The sequence below is a fragment of the Pseudoalteromonas sp. ESRF-bin5 genome (genome assembly GCF_002632075.1).
In the GTDB taxonomy this organism is placed as follows: Bacteria; Pseudomonadota; Gammaproteobacteria; order Enterobacterales; family Alteromonadaceae; genus Pseudoalteromonas; species Pseudoalteromonas marina.
The window spans coordinates 1-25,556 of record NZ_NTLW01000242.1; the positions used below are offsets into that span (position 1 = coordinate 1).

Consider the following 25,556-nt stretch of genomic DNA (forward strand, 5'->3'; position numbering starts at 1 on the left):
TTTTGATAAATCAGAAAAACAACATTTTAATACAGAGTCTAGTTGGTACGAAGTACTGCAGCTACAAGAGCAGTTTAAGATGCTGGGAAGTGCGTTAAGGGACTCAATAGAGAGCTTACAAGCGTCTAATATTAAAAATCAGGATCTAAATAAACAGCTAAGCCAATTTAACCAGCAATTGGAAGTTAAAGTGGCAGAGCAAACAGATGAGCTAACAAAAGCAGTTAAATCTGCTAATGAAGCTAATAAAGCTAAGTCACAGTTTTTGGCCAATATGAGTCATGAACTGCGCACGCCTATGAACGGGATCTTAGGTATGGGTGAGGTATTACTTCGTGATTCCACCCTTACCGATGAGCAGCGTGACCTTCTTGAAACACAACAAAAAAGCTCAAAAAATTTACTACAAATATTAAATGATATTTTAGATTTTTCTAAAATTGAAGCTAACGCTATGCAAATAAGCCCCCGTGCTACTTTGCTTGCTCCGTTTATAGAAAATATACACTCGTTATTCTCACCCATTATTCATTCTAACAATGTTGAGTTTATTATTCAGCGTAGCCCAGACTTACCCGATTGTTTAAATGTAGATGACTTACGTTTAAATCAAATAATTATTAATTTATTGTCAAATGCACAAAAGTTTACTCAGGCTGGGTTTGTGCGTTTATCGTTTGATTACAAAGATGAGCAACTGACGGTAAGTGTGTCTGATAGCGGAATTGGGATTGAAAAAGAGCAGCAACTATTACTTTTTAGTGAGTTTACCCAAGCAGATGCTAGCGTAGCTCGTAAGTATGGCGGTACAGGGCTTGGGCTGGCTATTTGCCAAGGTTTGATTAAAAAAATGGAGGGTGAAATAACCCTCAATAGCGTGCCAGGTTTGGGCAGTACGATTAAGTTTTCGATACATGCACCTAAAGCGCAAATTGTCGATTTAGCAAAGCGTGTACAAGAGCAATCTTTACCAGATTTGATCAATAAGCATATTTTGCTAGTAGAAGATAATCCTATAAACCGCCAAGTAATTGCAAAAATGTTAGAGCCAACAGCTGTTACTATTACAATGGCAAACGACGGCTTAGAAGCGCTTAAAGCATTAAAAAATAATGTGTTTGATTTAATTTTAATGGACTGTCAAATGCCTAATATGGACGGTTATGAATGTACTATACGCATTCGCGAAAATGAAATAGGGGAAGATAAAAGGGTTCCAATTATCGCTATTACAGCCAATGCATATGAAGAAGATAAGCAGCGTTGTTTAGATGTAGGTATGGATGACTTTATTTCAAAACCGGTTAACTCTCAGGGGTTATATAGTGTTATTGCTAATAACCTTACAAAGATAGGTTAAGTATAATTGATAAAGGCCAGACAAAATATGGCCTTTATGAATGGCGCTTTAATTTTATATAAAATCGAGAGTAAGCAGTAACCTAGGGGCGCTATTAGTTCCAGCCAACGGTGGTGAGCGATGCACTAAACCTGCGCCTTCGTTTTCATCCCAGTATTCGCCTTTAAGCAGTGCAACATCGCCTTCAGTTAGCTGGTTAATATTATTTAGGCTTTTAATTAAGCCAGACTCCTCATCAGGCTTACCTAAATTACCAGTACCGAGCTTTGAGCGGCTTACATCGCCGTGATTTAACCATTGCGTTGCAACGCCGTGATAAGTAGTCACTAATCGACACGGAATTTTGTCTACGTGAAAGCGCGGGCACATGGGTCTATCTAATATTTTTAACCTCAAACCGGCGCGTTTTAAATCAAACAGGCAGCAAAACATTTCAACCAACAGTGCAATGTCTTCACACAGAGCTTTAATTTCATCGCTGTTATTATCTTCTGGCTTAAGCGCTTTTATTAATTGATCAAACGCATCATCGGGTGATACCGCAAGTTCAAGTGGCTTTAAAGCATTAGCGCTAATGAGTGTATTAACTGCACTTGTTAATGTTTGCTCAAGGTTTCTTTGCCAAATAACAATGTTAGTATCTTGGTTATAAATTTGTGGCAATACATTGGCGTCACACTCTTTAGCTGCTCTTCGGTATAGCGGTTCAGCCGGTTTTACTTGGGCTGTTATTGGGGCTAGGGCATTCATTACTCTTCCTCCCAAATAGGAAACGGGTCGTTAAAGGTTTTCCAAAAATCTTTACCTTTAATTACGGCATCTTCTGGGAGAAGGCAGTCATCAAGCGCTTTAATCATGGCTTTTTTATCTAACGACTGACCAATAAAAACAAGCTCTTGGCGCATGTCACCAAAGGGCTCTACCCATTTACTGTTTATATCAGCAAGTAGTTCGGGCTCTGTGGGCCAGTCTTTTTTAGGTATTGCTTTATAAAACATGCCTGCAAACCCGTAATGCGCTATACCGCCAGCTTGGCTCCACTGCGCGCAAAATAAAGGGCGCGTTGCGAGCCAAAAATACCCTTTAGAACGAATGAGCTTGCCAAATTGCTCGGTGTTGTGCAAAAAGTTATAAAACTTTTCAGGGTCAAATGGGCGGCGCACAGTGTAATTAAAACTGCCAATACCATACTCTTCGGTTTCGGGAATATGTTCACCACGCATTTCTTTAAGCCAACCCGGTGCTTGTTGGGCACGTTCAAAATTAAATAAGCCGGTGTTTAGCACTTGGTTAATATTAATATGCCCGTTTGATATAGGAATAATGTTAGCTTGGGTATTGAGCGTATTTAAAATGGCAGTGAGTCTATTTAATTCATCGTTTGTAATTAAATCAGTTTTACTAATTAAAATAACATCGGCAAATTCAACTTGGTCAACAAGTAAGTCGGCTACGCTTCGCTCGTCGTCTTTACCTAACGATTCGCCAGTATCTTGTAAGTCGTTTGCTTGTTCGTAGTCGTTTAAAAAGTTAACGGCGTCAACCACCGTTACCATTGTATCAAGGTTGGCAAGATCACTAAGTGAACCCCCGTTTTCGTCGGCAAAGGTAAATGTTTCTGCAACGGGGAGGGGCTCAGATATGCCTGTAGATTCAATGACGAGGGCCCATCATTGGCAAGTTTGCCCACTTCAATAAGTAAGTCTTCTCGTAGGGTGCAGCAAATACAACCGTTACTCATTTCGACTAGTTTTTCATTACTGTGATTGAGCGATACATCACTTTTAATTGTTGCGGCATCGATATTTATATCGCTCATATCGTTAACTATGACGGCGACTTTTTTACTTTGCCTGTTATTAAGAATGTGGCTAAGAATGGTTGTTTTACCAGCCCCCAAAAAACCTGATAACACTGTGACGGGCAGTTTATTTATCATTTAATAATCTTACTAAAGTGTATTTTTAGATATGTTATATTATATCAATTATGTATTCCAGTAATGCTAATTAATTTATTCATAGCTGAGCTGCCAATTTAGTGTGTTGCTTAAATACTCTTCATTCGAAAAATAAGGATGAATATGAAATTATTTACATTGCACATGATAATGATAGTCGTTATCATTTAAGGCGTTTTATACACCTTTTTTTCAGGATCAACATGTTTAACCAAAAATATTTGGCGCTCAGTATTGCTGCATCTTTTTCTGCTTTTTCTAATGTGGTATTTGCCGAGCAAAATAACGAAATTGAAACAATAGAAGTAACAGGCCGTGCTCAGCAATTTTACCTAGAAACCGAAAGTAAAATTGGCACTAAAACGGATTTAGATCTTATTAAATTACCGCAATCTGCGCAGGTATTAACCGAGCAACTTATTATTGACCAAGCCGCGCGCGATATTACCGATTTATACCGCTCAATAGCCGGGGTAAGTGAGTACAGTTATTCAGGAGTTACTTTTCGCGGATTTAGAGACGATGCCAATGTATTTTACGATGGCGTACGTGGCGATCCGTACTCGGGCTTTGGTGTACCGCAATTATTTAATGTAGCGCGTGTAGAAGTATTAAAAGGCCCAGCCTCTGCGTTATATGGTGGTGGTGAGCCAGGCGGTATGATCAACTATGTGACTAAAAAGCCTTCGTACACGCAAAGCAAAGAGCTAAAGCTAACGCTTGGCAATTACGACACACGTGGTGCATCTCTTGATATGACCGGCAGTTTAACCGACACCATGGCGTATCGTGTAGGTGGTTATTACGAAGAGCAAGACAGCTTTCGTAATAATGCAGATTCAAAAAACAGTGAGTTTACCGGTGGTTTATTATTTGATTTAACAGATTCAACCACACTAACCACAAGTGTTGACTACATCAAACAAGACTTAGGCGGTAACCGTTTACGTGGTGTACCGGTAGATGACAATGGCAACTTTTTAGTTGACCCTAGTTACAACGCAAACGAAGCATTTGACTACCAAGACATGGAAGCGTTAGTGCTGCAAGCCGAGCTAAAGCATTACTTTAATGATGATTTTTCTGTAAGTAGCACACTTCGTTACATGGATAACGAACGCGACCAAGCCTACCATGAGTCGCAAAGCTGGGTAGATGTAAACGGCGATGGTGAAGCAAACATTGATGACGAAACCATTAAACGCGAATACCGTAATCAATACCGCGCAAATGAAGAAACAAGCTTAACCACCGACTTTGTTTATAGCTTTGAGCAAGGCCAATTAGCACACCAAGTATTATTTGGCGGCGACTACCACATAGTTGATACCGAGTACGATTACTTACGTGCCCGCTATGAAGCAGACGGTGTGACTAATTTAAACATATTTAACTTAAATTACGGCGAAACCGACCCACGTACTTATAACCTGACAGACATGAACCGCGATGGTGTTGAAACCGACCGTTTTGGCCTATACGTACAAGATGTTGTAAGCATTAATGAGCAATGGACCGTGATTGCCGGCCTGCGTTACGATTATTTTAAAGAGCTAAACAAAGAAACCGGTTACAGTTACTCAGATAACGATGTAACCCCGCGCGTGGCTGTTACATACCAACCTGTTGAAAACACATCGGTATACATAAACTACTCAGAAAGCTTTAACCCCGCATCATCAGGCGATCAAGAAGATGTAGAGGGCGAGGGTAATTTAACCCCAGAAACCGGTAAACAAACCGAAATTGGTATGAAAAACAAATGGCTAGATGGCAAAATTATGAGCACCTTTGCTATTTACCAAATTAATAAAGAAAACGTAGTAATGAGCAACCCTGACGACACTGGCGCGGGGGATGGCATTGCAGCACTTTTAAATATTGGTGAGGTAGAAAGCCGTGGGTTTGAAACAACGCTGGTGGGCGATTTAACCGAATACTGGACGCTAACTGCTAACTACGCCTATAACGATACGCTAGTTGTTGAGGGGGTAACGGGCGATACTATTTCAAGCACCTACGGTGATGGCTCTCGTTTTGCTAATGCCCCGCGCCATCAAGCTGGTTTATGGTCGCGTTTTGCGCTTGATAGCATCGACTCGTCTATAGCATTTGGCGCAAATTACGTAAGCGAGCAAATAAGCCAAGACGGCCAAAAAGTTAAACCCTTTACCGTATTTGACATGAGCTGGAGTACCCGCTTTGACGATGTGTTATTAAGTGTAAATATCAATAATCTATTCGATAAAAAATACGCAGTAAGTGGCTTTAGTGAGCGTAACGGTCACTTCCCAGGCAGCCCACGAGAATTAGTAGGCCAAGTGACCTATAAATTTTAAAGTAAATTAAGCGCGAGCTTATCTCGCGCTTATTTTTTATCGTCATTAAAATTAGCCGCTTCTTGCGATGTATTAATGGCTGTAATAGGAAAGGGGAGCACAATACCTTCTTGGTTATAGCGTTTATGCAGCGCTTTAATAAAAGCAGATTTAACCCAAAACCGATTAAAGTACTCTTTTGCGCGCAGCATTACTGTAAAATTAATGCTTGAATTATCAAAGGTGTGATACACCACAAAGGTATTGTAATCATCAACGCCCCATTCATGATCAATCAGTATTTGGCGCGCAACCTCAAGCGTTACTTGTTCTACAAACTCTAGGTCTGAGCTGTAATGTACGCTTACATCAACAGGTACACTTAGCTCTTTTTCGGGGTAAAAGTAATTAATAATACGCGATTTAGAAAGCTGACTATTAGGGATAATAATCATATTATTTGGCAGCATTTTAACCCATGTAGAGCGCCAACCAATTTTTTCTACAAAGCCTTGCTCCTTTGATTCAAGCTCAATAAAATCACCTACACGTATGGGTTTATCAATAACGAGCTGTACGCCCGAAAAAAAGTTTTCGAGAGTGGGTTGCAGAGCAAGTGCCACCGCCAATGACGTAATACCAAGAGATGCAATAATAGGTGTAATTGAAATACCCAAGGTGCCTAATAAAACCAGCAAGCCCACTGAAAACAATGTAACGCGAATAATCCCCTTAATAATACTTTGAGAATTGAATATAACGGCTGATTGTTTAGCGTAGTGATTAACTGTTCCAATAATAAAGTGATTTAAAAAGAAAATAAGTGCAAGTAAAGCTAATACAATATTGATGCTGTTAAATGAAATTCGCTTTGCTAACTCGGGGTCAATAACGAAGGTATCGTGCTCTAAAATGGTGATTAGCACGATAATTGTGCACAGTGTTAATGGCTTAGATATTGAGTCTAGAAGTAGTGTGTCGAATGTAAAAGTGGTTTTTAATGTCCATTTTTTTAGCCAGTACATTATAAAATAACGAATAAAAAACAACAGTATAGTTACAAATAAAAGGTAAGCTACCGTACTCAACCAAGGGGTATTGTTAATAACGTCAAGTGTATTTTTGAGCATAACTTAAACCTATTAAATATAATTATATTTAATACAGCAAGTTATGTACCTATGTTTGAAGTAAAGAGAAGGGTATTGCCGAGACAAGCCCGGCAATAATGGCTTATATTTTTTTAGCCAACCACATTCCACCCAATACCGAGGCAAAAAACAGCCAAAACTCCATTTTTAGTGACACTAATTGAACCAAGCCAGGGCCTGGACAAATACCACTCAATCCCCACCCTAAACCAAACAAAACAGAGCCCGTAATTAATCTACTATCTACATTTTTTAGATTACTCAGGCTAAATGCTTCACCAAATAAAGGGCTGTCTTTTTTAGAAACCCAAAACCAGGCCAGCATCATTATTCCCATGGCTACCGCCATTACAATAATTAAGCTGCCGTCCCACCCCTTACCAAAGGTCAAAAAATTAAGCACTTTATCAGGGTTGGTCATCCCGCTAATAATAAGGCCTAAGCCAAAAATAAAGCCTAAAAACACCGATGTAATTGCTTTCATGTTTTATCCAACTAAGTTAGCAGTTATTACAGCAACAAGCATAAACATACATGTTGAAACCCAAGAACGGGTAGAGAAACGCGACATACCACATACGCCATGTCCGCTTGTACAGCCATTGGCAAGTGACGTGCCAACACCTACCAAAAGCCCCGCTATAATAATTAACCACGGCGGTAGGCTTAAATCGCCCTCTAATAACTCAGGCGCAATAAGTGAAGTGACAACGCCTGCAATTAGTAAGCCTGTAATAAAGCATACTTTCCATATATTATCGGGTTTTAATGGGGTGAACAGCGATTTAACTAATCCTGAAATACCGGCTACTTTGCCAAATAAAACAAGCAATAAAGCACATGAAACACCAATTAAAGCACCGCCTAAAGCGGCTGAAACGGGCGTAAATTCGGTTACCATTTTAAATTCCCCAAACAATAGACACACCAACACCAGACTGCTGCATTTCAATTGATAATTGTTGGTTAGGCGCTAAAAAGTTTGCACCCGATACTTTTTTAGCTGGCGAGTAAAAAGCCATAGCGTTTAATAGTACCTTTTCATTAACTCTATGACTAAAACCCGTTGTAAAATGCCACTCTTGTACACCCGGCGCTAAAATATTAAATAACACCTCAGACGACGGAATTGGCTGTTGCGTGTATGAAACACCAAAGCGAATTTTTTGTTTTGCAGTGCGTTGCCACTGATAACCTAATTTATATATATCCATGTCTTCCCAGCCAAACCCTGCACCTGCGCTTGCACCTAACGGTGCAGACATTAAGTTACTTATTGGGTTGGCAATGCTTTTAACTTCACTGTAGTTTATTTTTTGCCAATCGAATACAAGTTGGTTATTTGGTGTAATTTTATAGGCGGCACCAATTTGAATTGAGCTTGGTAAGTCAAAGCCACCGTCTTCTGCAAATAACCCTTTATAGCTATCAAATTCTTCCATAGCCACCGATGAGCGATAACTGGCACCCCAACTAAACGATGTGCCTACGGTTTGAGTTACGCCCACTTGCACACCTAAGCCTGTGCTGGTGTCGGTGCCATTATTAGTTAAATTTTCAGGCGATTGCGAAAAAGGCGCAAAGTTTCCCAGGCCTGTCGCTTTAAATTGTTGCACAACATAAATCGGTGAAACCCCCACTTTTGTTTGCTCGTTTAATTTATAATTAATAGTTGGACTAATAAATAACTGTTTTAAATCAACGCCTGTTGTGCCAGCGTAAAATGTACCTTCAAGCTCAGAATTGGCGCTGTAGTCGGTGTTCATACCGCCATTGCCGTAAACCAATAGGCCAATATTTATTTTGTCATTTAACTGATGGCCAATAGCAAATTCAGGGATGGCAAATAACGTGTTATCACTTTTTTGGGTTTTTGCTTCAAGATAAAGTGCATTAGGATAAAACGTATCTACAGATGATGCTGTGTATTTTCTATCAGGTGAAAATAGCTCTAACCCTAGTGAAATTTCAGTCCCATTCACAGTAAAACTGGCTGGGTTATTAGCACCAGACATTAACTCTTCAGATAGCGCAACCCCTGCACCTGCCATGCCTTTGTGGGTCATGCCATAACCATGAGTAAAATACCCATTGGTAGCAAATGCGCTAAATGTTCCTAATGTGCATGTTAATGCAAGGCCTGATACTAACTTATTTTTCATTTTGACAGACATACGAAGTGGGAAAACGCGGACAATAGCTAATTTTCTATATTCAAAAAAGGAATTTAAATCGATTACTTATAGTAAAAAAGAATATTGAGCGTGTGTGTTTAACCCAAAGTTTAGAGAGGTAATGACTTAAGCCTTTTATACAACCATTAAATCAATCATTTAGCTAAAAAATACAAAGCGGTGAGAGGATTCACCGCCCTAGATTAATTACATAGACTCAAGTGTTTTACCACGGGTTTCTGTAATGTATTTAGCCACAAAAAATATACTAATAAGTGCCGATAAAGCGTAAAAGCCGTACGCACCGGCAAGGCCAATATTAGCCAACATAATAGGGAAGGTCATGGTAATGGCAAAGTTAGCAATCCACTGTGCGCTTGCAGCAACCGCGAGCGCTGCGCCACGAATACGGTTATTAAACATCTCGCCTAATAACACCCACACAACCGGGCCCCAACTTAAGCCAAAAAACACCACAAATAAGTTAGCCATAATAAGCGCAAACGTACCCATGTTATCGCTAAGTGCAAGCTTGCCTGCTTCATCAAGGCCTGCGCTGCCAAATATATAAGTAAGCGCACTTAAGCTAATAAACATACCCACACTGCCCACAAGTAAAAGTGGTTTACGGCCAATTTTGTCAACAAGGGCAATAGCAATAAAGGTCGATACAATATTAGTAGTACCCGCTAATACATTTATAAATAGCGATTGCGACTCGTCAAACCCAGCAGCTTGCCAAAGCTCAGAGCCGTAATAAAATACCACGTTAATACCTACAAATTGCTGAAATACACTCAGCGCAACACCCGCCCAAACAATTGGGTGTACTTTTTTACTGCCATCAATAAATAAATCACGAATACTCGGCTTTTTATCGCTATGCAAAGAGCTTTTAACATCGCTTATTTGCGCATCAGCACTGTCGTTCGAAATTTTACTAAATACCGTTTTTGCATCGTCTACTTTACCTTGCGCCACTAAATAACGAGGCGACTCAGGAATAAACAACACACCCACTAAAAACAGTATTGCAGGCACAAGCTCAACCCAAAACATCCAGCGCCAAGCGGCTATATCAAGCATTAAAATGTTTTGCGCACTACCTGATGCATCAGCAATTAAATAGTTACTTAAAAACGCAGCAAACAAGCCCAATACAATAGCGAGTTGTTGAAGTGTAGCTAAACGACCACGAAGGGCGGGTGGTGCAACCTCTGCAATATAAGCCGGCGCTAATACCGATGCAGCACCAATACCTAAGCCACCAAATAAGCGGTAAAAAATAAACTCGGCCGAGCTTTCGCTAATGCCTGAGCCAAACGCACTAATAGCAAAAATAATCGCGGTGATGATCATAATGGCACGGCGACCAAATTTATCAGCCAGTGGCCCCGCAGCAAGAGCCCCCAAGGCGCACCCTAATAATACCGATGCCACATTGAAGCCCGTAGCCACACTGCTTGAATTAAAAGCATTGCCGAGCGCCGACACCGTGCCGTTAATAACGCCCGAGTCAAAACCAAATAAAAAGCCACCAATAGCAGCCACTGCAGAGATGAAAATTACATAAAAAAGAGAGCATGTGCCCAATGTGTGCGCCGAGCTATTACTGCTCGGCGAGATAGGTGATGTCATAATTGTGTGTCCTAGTTTTATTATTGTGTACTTTACTAAATTGAGACGTGTGGTGCAGCGTATTTTAGACGAATTTTATCAGGGCTAACTCTCTCATAATCAATATTAAAATTATTGTTTAATACTTCTAATAACCCTTTAATATCGCCCGTTTTAAACATGCCAGCTACTTGTACTTGTTTGAGACGGTCATCTTCTGAAAGCTCAAAATCTATATTTGTATAGCGGCCGATTTCAGCCATGGCTTCAGCAAGTGATTCACCTCTAAATATTAAGCTACCTTTGCGCCACGATAATCTTGCGGCTACATCCATAGGATCAACTTTTTCGACCGCTTTAGCAATTTTACCTTTAAAGCTTAAATCAAGTTTTTCTCCCTTTGACACCGAAGTTGAACTATTTGATAAATACTGTCCTTGTTTATTAGTCCCCAGGGAAAGGTTGGGTAACGATTCGGCTTTTTGCTCTGCAACAAGGACTTTGCCATCTGTCACAATGAGTTCTATTTGCTTTTGACCTACTTCTACATTAAATGCAGTACCAACAGCCTGAATAACTTTATCACCAGCGATAACACTTAAAGGACGCATTTTATCGTGAGCTACGTCTATATGAATTTCACCACGCAGTAAATTTATTACGCGAGAGTGTTGGGTATACCTCACTTGAACGAAGCTATTTGTGTTTAAGGTGATTTTGCTTTTATCAGAAAGCAGTATGTCCTTACTTTCACCTACGTCGGTTTGAAAATTAAGTTGTTTAGCAACCACTGCTGACTGATTAACTGGGTAAAAAAATGAAAAGTTAAATGCTTCTTGAAAAAGGCTAAGTGCAACCGCTAATAAAATAGAAGCAGCTGTTGCACTCAACCACATAGGGAGACGTTTTTGTTTTACTGGTGTTTGTGGAAATAGATCTGACAAACGACTGAGATCGTCCATTTTATCCCACAGCTTTGCTACCTCAAGTAACACTTCTACATTTTTATAAGATTGTGCTAACCATTGCTTTAGCGCTTGCTCTTCAGATTTAGTCAATCCACGTTCAAGTTTAGCCAGCCACTCACTGGCTTCATCAAGGCGCAAATCGTCGCTAGTGTTTCGCTCGTTTATGTGATGAATATTAGTCATTCCTACCTCCTGCATTTAGCTGGGAAGAAGTATTTGGTTGCTCATAAACACTTTTTTTAGATTGACGCATAAATTGCGTACAACGTTTCATGCCTGTTGCTATATGTTTTTCCACGGTACTTTCACTAATGTTTAATTGAGCAGCAATTTCTCGCTGCGAATAACCATACACTTTTTTTAATACAAACACTTTGCGGCATTGCACGGGTAAAAGCCGTATGGCTTCACAAAAATTAGAAAACTCACTATCGGTTAGTGCTTTTTCATACATTTCGTCTTGCTGATGCTCCGCTAAGAGTTGCTCTAACGCTTCCATGTTGTCGATCCCATCGACTAGGCGTATATTGGCTTGCTTTTGATAATCGAGCGCTAAATTTCGCGCCGTTTTATAAATAAAAGATTTTGGTGAGCTTATGTTTTCAGTGTTTTTAATCTGACAAATTCGCACATAAGTTTCTTGCACTATATCTTCAATTTCATGTGGCGGCACTATGCGTGCAACTACATTTGAGAGACTTTTGCGCGAGGCCAAATAGACCTTATAAAAAAGTGTGTCTTTCGTCATTTAGTGTGTGTCTCGTGTGTGTGTTTACGGCAATTATTGTTATTGTTTTGCCACTTCAAACTAAGACGAATGGTAAGAAAAAATCCGCCATTAAATTTAAAAAATAAATCAGCATTATATTTTATAAATTTAATGTTCATTAACCGCACGGGGCATAAAGCTTGTAATGTAAAGGCGAAGTGTACTACAGTTTTTTCATTACAAATACCTCACCAGGTACTGATTATTCATTTTAAAAACTTTAACTTTTTAATTAATAAGTAAAAAATGGCAATTTGGACTGTATTTTTAATCGTTTAAAAATACAAGTAAAAACGCTAACAATAAAAATAATCAAGGCAAAAACAAATTAGCATGGCAAGTCAAAAAAATAATTTATTTAAAAAAAATAAAAAATATTTATGGAGGAAAATAAAAAGTCACTCGTCTTTATTCAGTGTATGGCCAAAAACTATACACAAGGAATATGTGCATTTGCCGCTTTGTTTACCAATTTATGTGCTGGTTTTTAGCTTATTCACCACCGAGGTAAAAGCGAGCCCTGTAAACGATAAAGCAGTGTTTAATATTCCTAGACAAAGGGCCGATTTATCGCTAATAAATTTTGCCGAGCAAGCCGATATTACTTTGCTTTTTCCGCTGGATAAAATTCAGCAGTTACAAACAAATACTATTGCTGGCGAGTATTCAATAATAAACGCATTACAGATTTTACTCGATGGCACAGGGTTGCAACCGCATGTTAGCGAAGATGGGCAAATATCTATTTTAATAGACCCAAGTTTCGAGAGAACTGACAACATGGCTAAATATAAAAAAAATGGCGTGTCCAGTGCTGTACTAGCTGTACTAAGCACAATGGCAACGCTCCCTGCAATAGCAGAAACAGCAGCACAAGAACCAGAAATAATTGAAGTACGCGGGATCAGAGGCTCGCTTGGCCGAGCTATGGATGCCAAAAGAGAAGCGGGCGGCGTGGTCGACTCCATTTCAGCTGAAGATATTGGTAAATTCCCTGACACAAATTTAGCTGAGTCTTTACAGCGAATTACGGGGGTTTCAATAGACCGTTCAGGCGGTGAAGGGCAGCTTATTACGGTGCGTGGTTTTGGCCCGCAGTTTAATACTGTGCTTGTAAATGGTCGCCAAATGGCCTCTGAAAATCAAAGCCGTGCGTTTAGCTTTGATACTATTGCATCAGAGCTAGTTAAAAGCTTAGATGTATTTAAAACCTCAACAGCCACTATGCAATCTGGTGGTATTGGCTCAACAGTAAATGTAAATACTGCGCGACCATTTGCGATTAGCGGTTTTAAAGTGGCAGGTAGCGTTAAGGGTATTTACGATGAAAATAGCGAAGAAACCACACCTGAAATTTCTGGATTAATTAGTAATACATTTAATGATGACACATTGGGTGTTTTGTTCGCTGTTTCTCGCCAAGAGCGCGAAACACGCTTAAACCAGGCGCAGGTAGACGGCTGGTTAGAAAACGTGGGCGTCCCAAACCCGCAAACTCAAAGCGGGCAAGCATACACCGGTAATATTTTTTCGCCGCGTAATTACGATCATAAAGTAACAACAGAAACACGTACACGTACCAATGCAAACTTAGTAATACAGTACGCACCTTCAGATGATTTAGTTATCACTGCTGATGCGCTCTATTCTGATTTTGATGTAGAAGCAGACACAACGTCTTATGGGCATTGGTTTACAGCGCCAAACTTAGAAGGCTTTGGCGGCGCTGCAGGGCCAACTGTTGATGAAAATGGCACTGTGGTTGATTTATATCAAGAGGTAGGCCTTGCCACCGATATGCACGCTAAAAAGTTTGATCGTTTAACCAACTCTAGCGCATTAGGTTTAAACTTTGATTGGCATGTAAACGATAACTTAAATATGAAGTTTGATTTAAGCCACTCAAAAGCTGAGCGTGAGGCTAATAATGGTGGCGGGGATCAGTTATCGTTGATTGGCTATGCTAATCGAGTTCGATTTGAAGTGGATGGCGGTATTTTACCTTATGCGAGTGAGTTTGCCTCTGCTAACCCTAACATTTATAGCGGCCAGCAAGAGCTGGACGGTGTTGCTTATAACCCTGCAGTTACACCTGATGGCGTATCAAACTATTTAGATACAGCCAATAGCCGAGCACATGTAATGCTACGCCGTGGTTGGGCTGTAGAAGATACCGTGGATCAGTTTCGTTGGGATAGCATTTGGCATAACGATGGTAGCTCAGGCCTAGTTTCGGTCAAGTTTGGTGCTATGTATTCAACTGAAACTAAAAACCTTGATCGTTGGGATAACGAAGGTGTTGGTATTCACTGTACTTTTTGTGGTTACCCAGATGACCCAAGTATGGATGGTTTAGCGCAATTTGTATTTGACGCAGGAGATGACTTTTTATCTGATGTGAGCGGCAGCGGTCGTATGCCAACGTCATGGCTTGCACATGATGGTGAGGCAAACTTTGCGTACCTTGAGCAAATAGCTGCAGCGAATGGTCAACCTATTAGTTTTGATGCAGTTAAACGTAATAAGTCGTTTGAGATAACTGAAGATACGTTCTCGTTTTATACTGAGTTTGATTTTGAAGCTGAGCTTGCAGGCATGCCTTTATACGCAACAGCGGGCTTTAGATACGAAAGCACTGATGTAAACGTAAAGGGGACCGATGAGCCGGTTAGTGCGTTAACCATTCTAGATAAAACAGAAATGCTCGCTAACTTTGGCGCTGTAGAAAATATCTCAGCAAGTTCAGATTACGAAGCGATTTTACCTAACTTTAGTGTAAAGCTTGAAATAAACGATGAGCTAATAGCACGTGCTGCGGTATCACAAACAATTACACGGCCAACGCTCGATAGTATGTCGCCTGTAACAGTTATTGAAACAACTCGTCAAGGCGGCAATTTAACATCAAGCTCTGGTAACCCAGCGCTTGAGCCATTTACCTCTGATAACTTAGATTTATCGTTGGAGTGGTATTACGCTGATGCCAGTTATTTATCTGCGGGTTACTTTAGAAAAAATGTTGCTAACTTCATTATTAATACGACCGAAGACTTAACTTTTGAATTGTCTGGCGGCGGATTGTTAACTGACCCCTCTACAGGTAACGATGTAGACAACCCTGATGCTGCCGACTCGACGGCTGTATTCACTAATACATTGCCCAATAATAGCGAATCGGCGATTGTTGATGGCTGGGAAGTCGCCTTACAACATAGTTTTGATAGTGGCTTTGGCTTTATGGTTAATGCAACATTTGTAGATAGCGATGCAGAGTTAGACTCTGCAGATATAACTCAAGTTTTTGCATTAACAGGCTTAAGCGACTCTTATAATGTGGTTGGCTTTTATGAGAATGGGCCATTTCAAGCGCGTTTAGCTTATAACTGGCGCGATAGCTTTGTACAGTCACTAACACAGCTAAATGGCGATGGTGTAACCATTGTAGAAGATTACGCACAACTTGATGCTAGCGGCAGCTATGACATTACCGAAAATGTATCGGTATTTTTTGAAGGTATTAACTTAACCGAAGAATACGTGCACAAGCGTGGTCGTTTTTCTAATCAATTATTGTTGGTTGAAGATAGCGGACGACGTTTTGCGTTAGGTATTCGCGGTAGTTTTTAACTTTAATTAATAAAGTGGCTTTTACAATTAGTAATAGCCACTTTTTAACTATGCCTTTATAGGTAACAAGTATGAACCAGCAAAATAAAAAAATAAAAACAGTGGTTGTCGTTGGTGGTGGTATAGCGGGCTGGCTAACAGCCGGACGATTAGCGGCGCACCACAAAAGTAATACCCCGGATGGCCTTAATGTTGTTCTCGTTGAGTCTCCAAATGTACCAATTATAGGTGTTGGGGAAGGTACTTGGCCTACCATGCGCAGTACATTAATAGCACTTGGTATTAGCGAAACTGATTTTATACGCGAGTGTGAAGCAAGCTTTAAGCAAGGAGCAAAATTTGCCAAGTGGGTGGATGGCTCCGAGGATGATTTTTATTATCACCCATTAGTTTTGCCACAGGGCTTTTCAAAAACAGATATGGCTGGCCACTGGTTAAATAACACCGCCGAGTCAACGTCTTTTTCAAACGCAGTGTGTTACCAAGAAGCTATTTGTGAGCAAGGACTTGCCCCTAAAACTATTCGCACACCAGAATACGCAGCTATAGCCAACTATGCCTACCACTTAGACTCGGCAAAATTTGCCGTTTTTTTACAAAAGCATTGTACGCAGCAGCTTGGCGTTAAACATATTTTAGCCGATGTGACGCAGGTTAATAGTGCTGATAATGGCGATATTGCAAGCGTTATCACAAAGCAACAAGGTGAAATTAGCGGTGATTTATTTGTTGATTGCACCGGCTTTTCTTCATTGTTATTAGGTGAGCATTATAAGGTTCCTTTTAAGCCGTGCGATGACGTGCTATTCATTGATACCGCCTTAGCAGTGCAAGTCCCTTATGATAATGAAGATGAGCTTATTGCATCTCACACAATTTCAACAGCGCAAGAAGCAGGTTGGATATGGGATATAGGATTACAGCACCGCCGTGGTGTAGGTTACGTGTATTCGAGTAAATATAGTAGCGAAGCTCAAGCACGAGAAAAGCTCAAAGCGTATGTTGGCGATAAAATAGAGTCGTTAACAATTAGAAAAATCCCTATTAAAAGTGGCCATCGCTCACACTTTTGGCAAAATAACTGTGTTGCAGTTGGGCTTTCGGCTGGTTTTTTAGAGCCACTTGAAGCTTCTGCATTGGTGTTAGTAGAAATGTCAGCACAGATGATCAGCGAACAGCTCCCCCAGACCCGCGATATTATGGATATTACCGCCAAACGCTTTAACGAGACGTTTACCTATAGGTGGGAAAAAATAATCGATTTTTTAAAACTGCATTATATTTTATCAACCCGTGACGATAACGCATTTTGGCGCGACAACAGAGACCCAAAAACGATTCCTCAAAGCTTACAAGATCTAATGAAGTTGTGGCAATACCGCGCTCCTGCTGATCACGACTTTACAAGTAATAATGAGGTGTTTCCAGCGGCCAGTTATCAATATGTTTTATACGGCATGGGCTTTAAAAGTGATTACAGCACAACTGCCTATATGCTTAAAGACACTGTTTTCGCTAAAAGTCAGTTTGATAAAAATAAGAGCATGATAAACCAAGCAGTCACTAACTTACCTAGTAACCGAGAGCTGCTTAATAAAATTAAGCAGCATGGTTTTAGTGCTATCTAGCTTAAAAAATTACACATAAAAACAATAAAGAGACACGCATGGAAAATTTAGTCGCATTAGAGCAAAGTGCTCATCAGCATATAAAAATAGATACACAAAAAGCACAATCACACGCTAAAAATCTTAATATGATCCCCGTAGTTATGGCGGAGCTTAGCCAAATTGCCGTTCAGCAGCCTATAGTTTTTGCAAAAAACTCAGAAACAGGCGAGTTTACACTCAATGCTTTATTAGGCTTTGAGCAACATGAGAACTTGTTTTATCAGCAATCACAGTGGCAGGGCGTATATTTGCCGCTTCAGTTACAGCGTCAGCCATTTTTTGTTGGTGATACGCATGCGCAGCAAACGCAATACCCTGTGTGTATTAATTTGAATAGCCCTGCAGTAGTTGATAACTCTGCGCAAAGCGAAAATAATTTAGAACCAATTTATACCCAAAGCGCAGAAGAAAGTGGCTATTTTAAACAAATAAAGCAGTGTTTAGGGCATTTACTACAAGGCGAAATAGACAATAAAAAGTTAATTGATGCGTTGTTAAAGTATGAACTACTACAGCCATTATCGCTTGAAGTAACGTTTGAAAATAACAAAAAAACAAAGTTAAACGGCCTATACACTATTAATCAAGAAAAGCTCTCACAACTTAATAGTGATCAAATTACGCTTTTACATCAAAGTGCTTTATTACCTGCCATTTATACAGTAATAACCTCACTTGGTCAGATATACCCATTAATAGAGCGTAAAAATGCGGTGCTTAATTTAGCCGATGATTGATTTTACACTTAACAAAAATATGGTGTTACACATACACACTGTTGGGGAAGAGCAAACCCCAATAATTGTTATTGATGATTTTGTTAATAATGTAGATGCGCTAATTAATTTTGCTGTGTTTTCTCAAAACGCCAGAGAAACATTTTACGCACAAGAAAGTGATTTTTATCCAGGAGTAAGAAAAGCAGCACCGCTTAGTTATATAGAGCAGCTAAAAGCACTGTCGCCAATTATTAATTCACACTTTAATATGGCAGATAAAAGCGAGTTTGATGTAATACTTTCTGCCTTTTCAATTGCATGCACTGAACCTGATAAACTCAGGCCAATACAAATGCTTCCCCATTTTGACACACCTAATATGAAGCAACTTGCTATGGTGCATTTTTTATGTGATGAAACACATGGGGGTACTTCATTTTATAAACATAAAGCCCTGGGGTATGAACGCATAACAAAAGAGCGACTGATCCCTTATAGGCAAGCTATAAAGCAACAAGCCATGGCACAAAAGCTTCATAAAAACCCACATTATATAAATGGCAGCACAGCTTTGTTTGAGCAAATTTTCAGTGTAGAGGCAAAGCTAAACCGGGTTGTTATATATCCAAGCAACTTATTGCATTCCGGGAATATAAATGCAGCTAACGGTTATGCCTGCGATCCAATTAATGGGCGTTTAACTATTAGTAGCTTTGTGGTTTTACGTTAGTTTTTCATTACCCGTTAAAATTCTCAAAGTATTCTTTTTGCAATTCTATAGTTAGTGCTTTAGGGCGAATACCTTGTACTAGGCTGTATACCTCATCTTTTGTGTAACCTGCCGAATTTAAAATAAGCGCAGCGACCAACCCTGTGCGGCCAGTGCCGCCTTTGCAATGTATGGCAATGGTTTGTTTTTGCTGTATGGCTTGTAGTATGTCTGTTTTGTGGGTGTTCCAGCTTGATGTAAAAGGCTGTTTGGGTGCTTCGTCGTCATTTATTGGTAAATGAAACCAGGTTATATCGTGCTTTTTGCACTCACTATTAATTGTTTTTACGTTGTTTTTTTCAAGCTCCTTTTGCGGCATAAGTGAAAGCAGCATGTGAGTGCCAGCGGCTTTTAATGTAGCGATTGAATCCGCTAGGTTTTGCGTTTTTGTACCAGGGCAAGGCGTAAAAATAATATTTGCGCCGTTATTGAGTGATAAAACATCGTACGGGTGCGCGCTCATGGTAAGTCCTTTATTTTTAATAAATTTACTTTTATACGCTCACTATAGCGTGTTTTCGTTACAAGTTTAAGATTGAATAATAAGTACAAATGCTAGATACTGTTTTTATATACAGTCGTGGCGATGTTATGAAAAAAGAATTACCAGCAAAATATTATTTAGCGCATTTTAGAGAGCTTATTGAGTTTGTAACAAGTAAATGTATGCATTTACTTGAGCCCAAACACAGCCAATTTATTAGTAAAATTAACCAACTAGATGAGCAAAGCCAATGCATGTTGGCGCGTGTGTATTCGCGAAAACCTTATTTAGTGCAGGCGCAATCGCTCAATTATGAAGAAATAACTTCGCCATATCAGGCTATTTATACGCTAAAAACAGCGGGTATTTTATATGAGCCAAACGCACAGCATTATAAGCAGCTTATAGCGCATTTAACCAAGCCCATGCTGGTGGAGTTACTCAGTAATTACAGTGAGCAAGTAAGCTTTAAAAAAAGCGCAGCTAAAGGGGAGTTGGTCACTATTGCGTGCCAATTTTTTAGTGAGCGCGAAGATGATTTAGCCCCTTTATATAGCCAATATGTGATAAATAACCGTGAAGATTATTACGAGTATTTTGAGTTTTTATTTGCAGGGCGCTTAAGTAGTGGCGATGTAAACCATCAAAACCGCTTTGTTATGCGCGATTTAGGGTTAACCGCTACCCGCGAAGGGCACAGCGAGAGCTTGTCGCGCTTTAATACTCTCTCTGAGGCGCAATCTAATTATGTTTTAAATCGTTACCGTTTAGCGTTTAAAAATATCGGCAAAACAGCCGGTAATACAAAAGATGAAACCTTTGATGAGAAAACCCCTTACACCGAGCTTGCACATTTAGTTTTAGCGCAACCGGCGCATGGCGCACAAGCGCACGACATTAAAAACAAACTGCTGGTTAGGCTGTACAAACAACTTAAAAATACCGATAGCGAACTTGCTTTTAGCTTACTTGAAGGCTGCACCGATTACGCCGAAGCACAAGAAATTCAAATAAGAGAGCAATACCGCTTAGGTAATAAAGCGTGGGTAAAAGCGCAGCTAGAGCAAATTATAGAAAACCCGCTCACCGACGAATTACTGTACTTTGCTGATGACTTTTTAATGCGTAAGTTTAATAAACAAACACGTTCGCGCTTAAGTACTATGCTGGCCGATACCCAGTGTGTGCTTGAAATTGACGAAATTTACCGAGGCGATGTAGAGCAAGGCGTAAATGAGCATTACAGTGAAAAAGGGTTAACGGTATTTAATACCGAAAACACCTTATGGCAAAGCTTGTTTGGCTTAGTATTTTGGCACGAGTTATTTATTGAGTCGCCATACCCGCCGTGTAATGAATTTGATATTTACCCGCAAGTTTTACAGCTTGGTAATTTTTATGAAGCACAAAGCACGCAAATTGACGCACGTTTAAAAAGCTGTAGCACTAATCAGGCGCTGCTTAATTTGGTATGTAAGCATGCCGCGCAGTATTTTGAGCAGCCCAATGGTTTATTTAGATGGCGCAGCAATTTATTAGAGCCACTAGAGGCACTTATTTTAAACAGCCCGCTTGAAGCGTTAATTGCGCACTTAACGGCTATGAGCAAACACTATTTACAGCTAAAAGACGGCTACCCCGACTTAATGGTTATTAATAATGGCCAAGTACATTTTGAAGAGGTAAAAGCCCCAGGCGATAAGCTTAGGCGCAACCAACTTACCACTATTGATAATTTAAAAAATGTAGGCTTTACGGTACATATTGCTGCAGTTAAGTGGTTTGTAGACCCTAACCGTATTTATAGCGTGGTTGATATAGAAACTACGGGCAGCTTAAAAGGTGGTAACCGCATTACCGAAATTGGCATAGTTAAAGTACAGCACGGTAAAGTAATAGATACCTGGACGACACTTATTAATCCGCAGCGCCATATCCCAAGCTTTATTACTAAATTGACCGGCATAAGCGATGGCATGGTGTACAACGCGCCTGTATTTGCCGATATAGCACAGCCACTACTAGATAAACTTGCAGGCAGTATTTTTGTAGCCCATAACGTGAACTTTGATTACGGTTTTATTAAAAAAGAATGTGAGATTGCAGGGCACTTTTTTAAAATGCCAAAAATGTGCACCGTGGTTGAATCGCGCAGAGCGTTTAAAGGGTTAAAGTCGTATTCGCTTGGTAACCTTAGCGCGCATTTTAATTTAAACTTAACCAGCCATCACCGCGCATTGGCTGATGCAACTGCCACTGCTGAGCTGTTATTGCTGATACAAAAAAGTGAAACGCTAACGCAGTAGCTTATTATCTTATTTTTAAGCATTTGAAATTTAAATAATAAGTAGCTTTATTATAAATTTTTAATTTATTTTGGAATAAAGTGTTTTAGTAAATCGTCTTCTTTATGTCAATCCGACAAACTAGAGGACAAAACAATGACTAAATTAAATAAAATTGTAAGCGTAATGATGTTAAGCGGTGTGTGTACTTTTACAGGTGCAGTGCACGCCGCTGATATTGAACTATCTCAGTCAACGTCGGCGCAGCAACAAACATCTACATCTATTACGCTTTCACAAAATGGTTTAACAGCCAGTGGCAGCAACGAGTCAAACGTATCTAACGATACACAAGTAACGGCTGATGACTCGCAAAACACAGATTCAATGGCTAGTGACACGCAAACTCCAGCGCAAGAAAGCAGTGAGGCCGCAGAGCCTGCAAATACATTAGTTGCATCTGCCAGCTCATCTTTAAATAATGCATTAAATGCATCGGCCTCGTCTTTAAATGCCACAGCCAATTCCACAAGCAATACCACAGTCAATACAGCGCTTGATGCAACAGCGCAGTTAACCTCATCGGCGGGTAATTTAACAACCGCTGTGAGCCAGACGTCATTACTTTCTGTTACCTCTGAACAAGGCGCTCAGCCAGACACCACAGATACACCTGCCGATGCCTCTTTACTTTCAAATGTAAGTAGCGCAACCGATTCAGTAACACAAGCTGATGCAACTAATGCAACTAATGCGCTTAATGCGGGTGAGCTTACAAACCAATTAGCAATTACTAATACGGCTGCAAACTCAGTGAGCTCTGCACTGCAAATGGGTGATGCAATTAATACCAGTAATGAAGTAGTAAGTAGTGTTCAGCAATCTTTAATTGCCAGTGTGCAAGATAGTACGGTTAGCAGTTTACAAAGCACGGTACAGCAAAGTGTTAGTGGGCAGGTGAGTGCAGCGGTCACTGATCAAATTAGTAACGATGTAGCACTTAGCACCGCAAGTGAAGTAGTAACCAACATTACTAACGATTTAGACCTAGGCCTTTAATACGCCAAGTATTTGCACAAATGCCGAATAGGGAAACCTATTCGGCCTGTTGGAGAATAAATATGAAAGCAGTTATAACCGCCACTTTGTGTGTTTTTAGTGCTCAAGCGGTGCTTGCACAAACTAACCACATTAAAACAGCTGAGCAAAATAAGCCCTTTAAAAGTAGCTTTGAGCTAAATGCAGATGCAGAAGTTGGGGTATTAAGTAACTCGGCGCTCTCTGTTCAAGAGCTTGACGATATTTCGTCGCAAAGCGACAGCGGCATAAAAACCGCAGCCGGTGTTAATGCAAAATGGCAAGTAACTAAAAGCGCTAAATTAACTTCAAGCTATAGGTTTGAACAACAAGACTACGATGAGTTTGATCAATACGATTTAGACCTGCATCAATATGGTTTAGATGGCAGCTACAGCTTTAATAGCCATGAGGTAGGGGTTCGTTACGATGGGGCAAAAGCAAATGTAGATGGCGAACCATTTTTACATTTCAATCAAGCCAGCGCCTACTATGGCCATTTTTTAAACCCGCATACGTACTTGCGTATGAGTATAAAAACCAAAGCTAAACGTTTTGCTACTGCAAAAGCACGTAATGCCGACGGCGTAGGCGGCGATGTAGCGCTTTATCATTTTATAAATAATGGCCAAACCATGCTAATGACATCGCTAAGTGCCGATAAAGAAAACGCCGACGACAACCAATACGACTTTAACGGCTACGGTTTTACTACTAAAGTTACGCACAAATTTACGGCCTTTAATATGGCTAACAAAGTGGGGGCAGGCTGGCGTTATCAAAACAAAGATTACGATGAGCAAACAACGGATGATTTTTTTGAGCAAATACCGTCGCGAGATGAGCACCGAAATGTCGTTAATGCGTTTTATAACGTAGCTTTATTTGAGCACGTAACATTAATAGCCGAGGCTGAATATGGCGATTACCAATCAAAGCTTAGTAGCAATACCTATACGCAATCGGTTTTATCGGCGTCAGTTAAAGTGCACTTTTAGGTGGGTAAATAGCACCATAACCAAAGGTGGTATCTTTGCCTTGCTCGCCTAAGTCGATGGCTAGCGATGTAAGCTCGTTAAGTGCTTTGGTTTTATTATTACCATGTTTTAACAATAAACAACTTAATGCCGCGCTTACATGCGGCGCCGCCATTGACGTACCCGACTCCCTCCCAAATTTTCCATTACCTTGGCTTGTAACAACATTTACACCAAAGGCTGTAAAGTCAATGTAATCACCTTTATTTGACCATCTATAAATTTGGTTTTGTGAATCAATAGCACTTACCGCTATCACACTTTTATACGCACCTGGGTATAACGGCTGCGACGCCGGCCCTTGGTTACCTGCAGCAGCTACAATTAACACGTTTTGTTTTATTGCTGCAGTCATACTTGCTTCTAAAACTGCGTTATTTGGCCCCGTTAGGCTCATATTTATTACGGGTACTTTATTACTGACTAGCCAGTTAAGTGCTTCTACTATGGCAAATAAAGTAGCCCCTTGTGCATATTCAGATTGCCTATAAAACACCTCGGCACTGTAAAGCTTGGCATTGCTTAAAAGCGGGCTAAGTTTTGCGCCTTTACCTGTAATTAGCCCTGCAATGGCGGTGCCGTGTAAATTTGGCGAGCTTAACCCTTGTGGTAAAAAGCTTTGCGTAGTGATATTTGTACCTTCAAAAGCACTGTGTTTGGTATTAATGGCGCTGTCGATCATGCCAATTTTTACGCTTTGTGTGCAGTAAGGGGCAATAGAGTTATTTGGTGTTACTTTTGCGGTAGGCTCGCCAGTTTGCGCTTGGTATATGTGGTTTCGGTCAAGTATTGCAGACTCATCTAAGTTAAGCGCTTTTAATAACTCACTTTTAGAATTAACACCTTGGAGCACGTTAAAGCGCACTAAGCTCATGTTAAGTGCGTTGTAATTTTTTACCGACACAATGGTTACATTTTGCTGTTTTAGGGTATTAAGTTGTTGGCTATTTGCCATTAATAACCATTGGCGCTCTATTGCTCTAAAGCCGTTTTCTAGCTCTACTTCAACAAATGCGGTGTTTTGACTATTTATATTAATGTTAAGCACATTAGGTAAACTACTAATTGGCTCACTAATTTGCGCTTTTAGTTCATCAATCGACACTTGTGGTACAGGCACCGGAAGCGGCAGGCGTTGTGCGCGCTCTATTGTTTGTTCAATACGCTGCTCTATTGGGTTTAACTGCCCAAGCACTTGATCGACTTTGACTATATTGGCAGAACTCGTTGCGCTAAATATGCAAATCGAAGCGGCTATGATGTGTTTAACGCGGAAATTTTTCATGTTCATAGTGGGTTACTTTTATTAAATTTATCATGCTTGTTAGTTAACGTTTAACACATAAAAATATTTCATTATTCAAATTATTTTGATTATTTGGGAATAAATGTTTTTTTGAATCGTCTTCTTTATAAAAGGGGTAAAAATCAATGAACGAAACATTAAAAACCTTATTGCCCATGCTTAGGCGTTTTGCCTATTCGCTAACGGGTAGTAAAGCAGATGCAGACGATGTAGTGCAAATAACAATTGAAAAACTATTAGTAAAAGGCATTCCGGATGACGTTGA

At 40.1% G+C, this 25,556-nt stretch carries 20 protein-coding genes and 1 pseudogene; 10 read left to right on the forward strand and 11 right to left on the reverse strand.

Annotated features, from left to right (window positions below):
* The coding region (locus tag BCG07_RS15020; RefSeq protein ID WP_286890901.1) for a response regulator at nucleotides 1-1,360 on the forward strand (1,360 nt) is incomplete at its 5' end.
* Between the two features lie 54 nt (nucleotides 1,361-1,414).
* Here BCG07_RS15020 and BCG07_RS15025 read toward each other — a convergent pair.
* Both BCG07_RS15025 and zigA read right to left on the reverse strand, forming a co-directional pair.
* Complete coding sequence (locus BCG07_RS15025; RefSeq protein WP_243531155.1) at nucleotides 1,415-2,110, reverse strand: DUF1826 domain-containing protein; 696 nt, start codon at nucleotides 2,108-2,110, stop codon at nucleotides 1,415-1,417.
* Nucleotides 2,110-3,299: pseudogene (gene zigA / locus BCG07_RS15030) on the reverse strand (zinc metallochaperone GTPase ZigA). The gene BCG07_RS15025 and the pseudogene zigA overlap by 1 nt, the downstream one beginning before the upstream one ends.
* A 224-nt stretch (nucleotides 3,300-3,523) precedes the next feature.
* Here zigA and BCG07_RS15035 point away from each other — a divergent pair.
* The gene (locus BCG07_RS15035; protein ID WP_243531153.1) at nucleotides 3,524-5,659 is read left to right on the forward strand and encodes a TonB-dependent siderophore receptor; all 2,136 of its coding nucleotides are present in this window, start codon (nucleotides 3,524-3,526) and stop codon (nucleotides 5,657-5,659) included.
* A 29-nt stretch (nucleotides 5,660-5,688) separates the two neighbouring features.
* Here the strand turns inward: BCG07_RS15035 and BCG07_RS15040 are convergent, their stop codons facing one another.
* The 7 genes from BCG07_RS15040 to BCG07_RS15070 all read right to left on the reverse strand — a co-directional run bounded on the left by BCG07_RS15040 (nucleotide 5,689) and on the right by BCG07_RS15070 (nucleotide 12,296).
* Nucleotides 5,689-6,768 carry a mechanosensitive ion channel family protein gene (locus BCG07_RS15040; RefSeq protein ID WP_286890903.1) on the reverse strand — a complete coding sequence of 360 codons (1,080 nt, stop codon included), beginning with the start codon at nucleotides 6,766-6,768 and terminating at the stop codon, nucleotides 5,689-5,691.
* A gap of 103 nt (nucleotides 6,769-6,871) precedes the next feature.
* Nucleotides 6,872-7,273 carry a DUF6691 family protein gene (locus BCG07_RS15045; RefSeq protein WP_286890904.1) on the reverse strand — a complete coding sequence of 134 codons (402 nt, stop codon included), beginning with the start codon at nucleotides 7,271-7,273 and terminating at the stop codon, nucleotides 6,872-6,874.
* Nucleotides 7,274-7,276: 3 nt separating this feature from the next.
* Nucleotides 7,277-7,690, reverse strand: a complete 414-nt coding sequence (locus tag BCG07_RS15050) for a YeeE/YedE family protein (protein WP_286890906.1) — start codon at nucleotides 7,688-7,690, stop codon at nucleotides 7,277-7,279.
* 1 nt (nucleotide 7,691) lies between these two features.
* Nucleotides 7,692-8,951: an OmpP1/FadL family transporter gene (locus tag BCG07_RS15055; RefSeq protein ID WP_286890908.1), complete on the reverse strand. Its 1,260-nt coding sequence runs from the start codon at nucleotides 8,949-8,951 to the stop codon at nucleotides 7,692-7,694.
* A 219-nt stretch (nucleotides 8,952-9,170) separates the two neighbouring features.
* Nucleotides 9,171-10,601 (reverse strand): sugar porter family MFS transporter, encoded by a 1,431-nt coding sequence (locus tag BCG07_RS15060; RefSeq protein ID WP_286890909.1) that lies wholly within the window; start codon nucleotides 10,599-10,601, stop codon nucleotides 9,171-9,173.
* 35 nt (nucleotides 10,602-10,636) lie between these two features.
* Entirely contained in the window at nucleotides 10,637-11,731 is a 1,095-nt protein-coding gene (locus tag BCG07_RS15065; RefSeq protein WP_203986621.1) for a FecR family protein, read from the reverse strand.
* Nucleotides 11,724-12,296, reverse strand: a complete 573-nt coding sequence (locus BCG07_RS15070) for an RNA polymerase sigma factor (protein ID WP_203986624.1) — start codon at nucleotides 12,294-12,296, stop codon at nucleotides 11,724-11,726. The genes BCG07_RS15065 and BCG07_RS15070 overlap by 8 nt, the downstream gene beginning before the upstream one ends.
* 354 nt (nucleotides 12,297-12,650) lie before the next feature.
* Here BCG07_RS15070 and BCG07_RS15075 point away from each other — a divergent pair, with 354 nt between their 5' ends.
* The 4 genes from BCG07_RS15075 (at nucleotide 12,651) to BCG07_RS15090 (ending at nucleotide 19,063) form a co-directional block, all read left to right on the forward strand.
* Nucleotides 12,651-15,944, forward strand: coding sequence for a TonB-dependent receptor (locus BCG07_RS15075; RefSeq protein ID WP_286890913.1), 3,294 nt, complete (start codon nucleotides 12,651-12,653; stop codon nucleotides 15,942-15,944).
* A gap of 71 nt (nucleotides 15,945-16,015) precedes the next feature.
* Nucleotides 16,016-17,572 carry a tryptophan halogenase family protein gene (locus BCG07_RS15080; RefSeq protein WP_271479563.1) on the forward strand — a complete coding sequence of 519 codons (1,557 nt, stop codon included), beginning with the start codon at nucleotides 16,016-16,018 and terminating at the stop codon, nucleotides 17,570-17,572.
* A gap of 38 nt (nucleotides 17,573-17,610) precedes the next feature.
* Nucleotides 17,611-18,351 carry a SapC family protein gene (locus tag BCG07_RS15085; protein WP_286890918.1) on the forward strand — a complete coding sequence of 247 codons (741 nt, stop codon included), beginning with the start codon at nucleotides 17,611-17,613 and terminating at the stop codon, nucleotides 18,349-18,351.
* On the forward strand, nucleotides 18,344-19,063 hold the full coding sequence (locus BCG07_RS15090; protein ID WP_286890920.1) for a DUF6445 family protein: 720 nt from the start codon (nucleotides 18,344-18,346) through the stop codon (nucleotides 19,061-19,063). The genes BCG07_RS15085 and BCG07_RS15090 overlap by 8 nt, the downstream gene beginning before the upstream one ends.
* Nucleotides 19,064-19,070: 7 nt before the next feature.
* On the opposite strand, the gene BCG07_RS15095 is transcribed toward BCG07_RS15090, so the two are convergent.
* Nucleotides 19,071-19,565 (reverse strand): phosphatase domain-containing protein, encoded by a 495-nt coding sequence (locus tag BCG07_RS15095; protein ID WP_243531132.1) that lies wholly within the window; start codon nucleotides 19,563-19,565, stop codon nucleotides 19,071-19,073.
* A gap of 89 nt (nucleotides 19,566-19,654) precedes the next feature.
* On the opposite strand from BCG07_RS15095, the gene BCG07_RS15100 reads away from it, so the two are divergent.
* From BCG07_RS15100 to BCG07_RS15110, 3 genes are all read left to right on the forward strand, one after another.
* Entirely contained in the window at nucleotides 19,655-21,892 is a 2,238-nt protein-coding gene (locus tag BCG07_RS15100; RefSeq protein WP_243531130.1) for an exonuclease domain-containing protein, read from the forward strand.
* 135 nt (nucleotides 21,893-22,027) lie between these two features.
* Nucleotides 22,028-22,930 (forward strand): hypothetical protein, encoded by a 903-nt coding sequence (locus BCG07_RS15105; protein WP_243531128.1) that lies wholly within the window; start codon nucleotides 22,028-22,030, stop codon nucleotides 22,928-22,930.
* A gap of 62 nt (nucleotides 22,931-22,992) precedes the next feature.
* Nucleotides 22,993-23,946 (forward strand): hypothetical protein, encoded by a 954-nt coding sequence (locus BCG07_RS15110; protein ID WP_243531125.1) that lies wholly within the window; start codon nucleotides 22,993-22,995, stop codon nucleotides 23,944-23,946.
* Here the strand turns inward: BCG07_RS15110 and BCG07_RS15115 are convergent.
* Nucleotides 23,930-25,276, reverse strand: coding sequence for a S8 family serine peptidase (locus BCG07_RS15115; RefSeq protein WP_243531123.1), 1,347 nt, complete (start codon nucleotides 25,274-25,276; stop codon nucleotides 23,930-23,932). The genes BCG07_RS15110 and BCG07_RS15115 overlap by 17 nt on opposite strands.
* Nucleotides 25,277-25,416: 140 nt before the next feature.
* Between BCG07_RS15115 and BCG07_RS15120 the strand changes: the two genes are divergently transcribed.
* Nucleotides 25,417-25,556, forward strand: a 140-nt coding sequence (locus tag BCG07_RS15120) for a sigma factor (protein WP_286890924.1), incomplete at its 3' end; no start/stop codon positions are given.

Bases quoted from the DNA above. Each gene is read 5' to 3' on its own strand.
- BCG07_RS15025 (WP_243531155.1), bottom strand. From the start codon at position 2,110: ATGAATGCCCTAGCCCCAATAACAGCCCAAGTAAAACCGGCTGAACCG.
- BCG07_RS15035 (WP_243531153.1), top strand. From the start codon at position 3,524: ATGTTTAACCAAAAATATTTGGCGCTCAGTATTGCTGCATCTTTTTCT.
- BCG07_RS15040 (WP_286890903.1), bottom strand. From the start codon at position 6,768: ATGCTCAAAAATACACTTGACGTTATTAACAATACCCCTTGGTTGAGT.
- BCG07_RS15045 (WP_286890904.1), bottom strand. From the start codon at position 7,273: ATGAAAGCAATTACATCGGTGTTTTTAGGCTTTATTTTTGGCTTAGGC.
- BCG07_RS15050 (WP_286890906.1), bottom strand. From the start codon at position 7,690: ATGGTAACCGAATTTACGCCCGTTTCAGCCGCTTTAGGCGGTGCTTTA.
- BCG07_RS15055 (WP_286890908.1), bottom strand. From the start codon at position 8,951: ATGAAAAATAAGTTAGTATCAGGCCTTGCATTAACATGCACATTAGGA.
- BCG07_RS15060 (WP_286890909.1), bottom strand. From the start codon at position 10,601: ATGACATCACCTATCTCGCCGAGCAGTAATAGCTCGGCGCACACATTG.
- BCG07_RS15065 (WP_203986621.1), bottom strand. From the start codon at position 11,731: ATGACTAATATTCATCACATAAACGAGCGAAACACTAGCGACGATTTG.
- BCG07_RS15070 (WP_203986624.1), bottom strand. From the start codon at position 12,296: ATGACGAAAGACACACTTTTTTATAAGGTCTATTTGGCCTCGCGCAAA.
- BCG07_RS15075 (WP_286890913.1), top strand. From the start codon at position 12,651: ATGGCAAGTCAAAAAAATAATTTATTTAAAAAAAATAAAAAATATTTA.
- BCG07_RS15080 (WP_271479563.1), top strand. From the start codon at position 16,016: ATGAACCAGCAAAATAAAAAAATAAAAACAGTGGTTGTCGTTGGTGGT.
- BCG07_RS15085 (WP_286890918.1), top strand. From the start codon at position 17,611: ATGGAAAATTTAGTCGCATTAGAGCAAAGTGCTCATCAGCATATAAAA.
- BCG07_RS15090 (WP_286890920.1), top strand. From the start codon at position 18,344: ATGATTGATTTTACACTTAACAAAAATATGGTGTTACACATACACACT.
- BCG07_RS15095 (WP_243531132.1), bottom strand. From the start codon at position 19,565: ATGAGCGCGCACCCGTACGATGTTTTATCACTCAATAACGGCGCAAAT.
- BCG07_RS15100 (WP_243531130.1), top strand. From the start codon at position 19,655: ATGCTAGATACTGTTTTTATATACAGTCGTGGCGATGTTATGAAAAAA.
- BCG07_RS15105 (WP_243531128.1), top strand. From the start codon at position 22,028: ATGACTAAATTAAATAAAATTGTAAGCGTAATGATGTTAAGCGGTGTG.
- BCG07_RS15110 (WP_243531125.1), top strand. From the start codon at position 22,993: ATGAAAGCAGTTATAACCGCCACTTTGTGTGTTTTTAGTGCTCAAGCG.
- BCG07_RS15115 (WP_243531123.1), bottom strand. From the start codon at position 25,276: ATGAACATGAAAAATTTCCGCGTTAAACACATCATAGCCGCTTCGATT.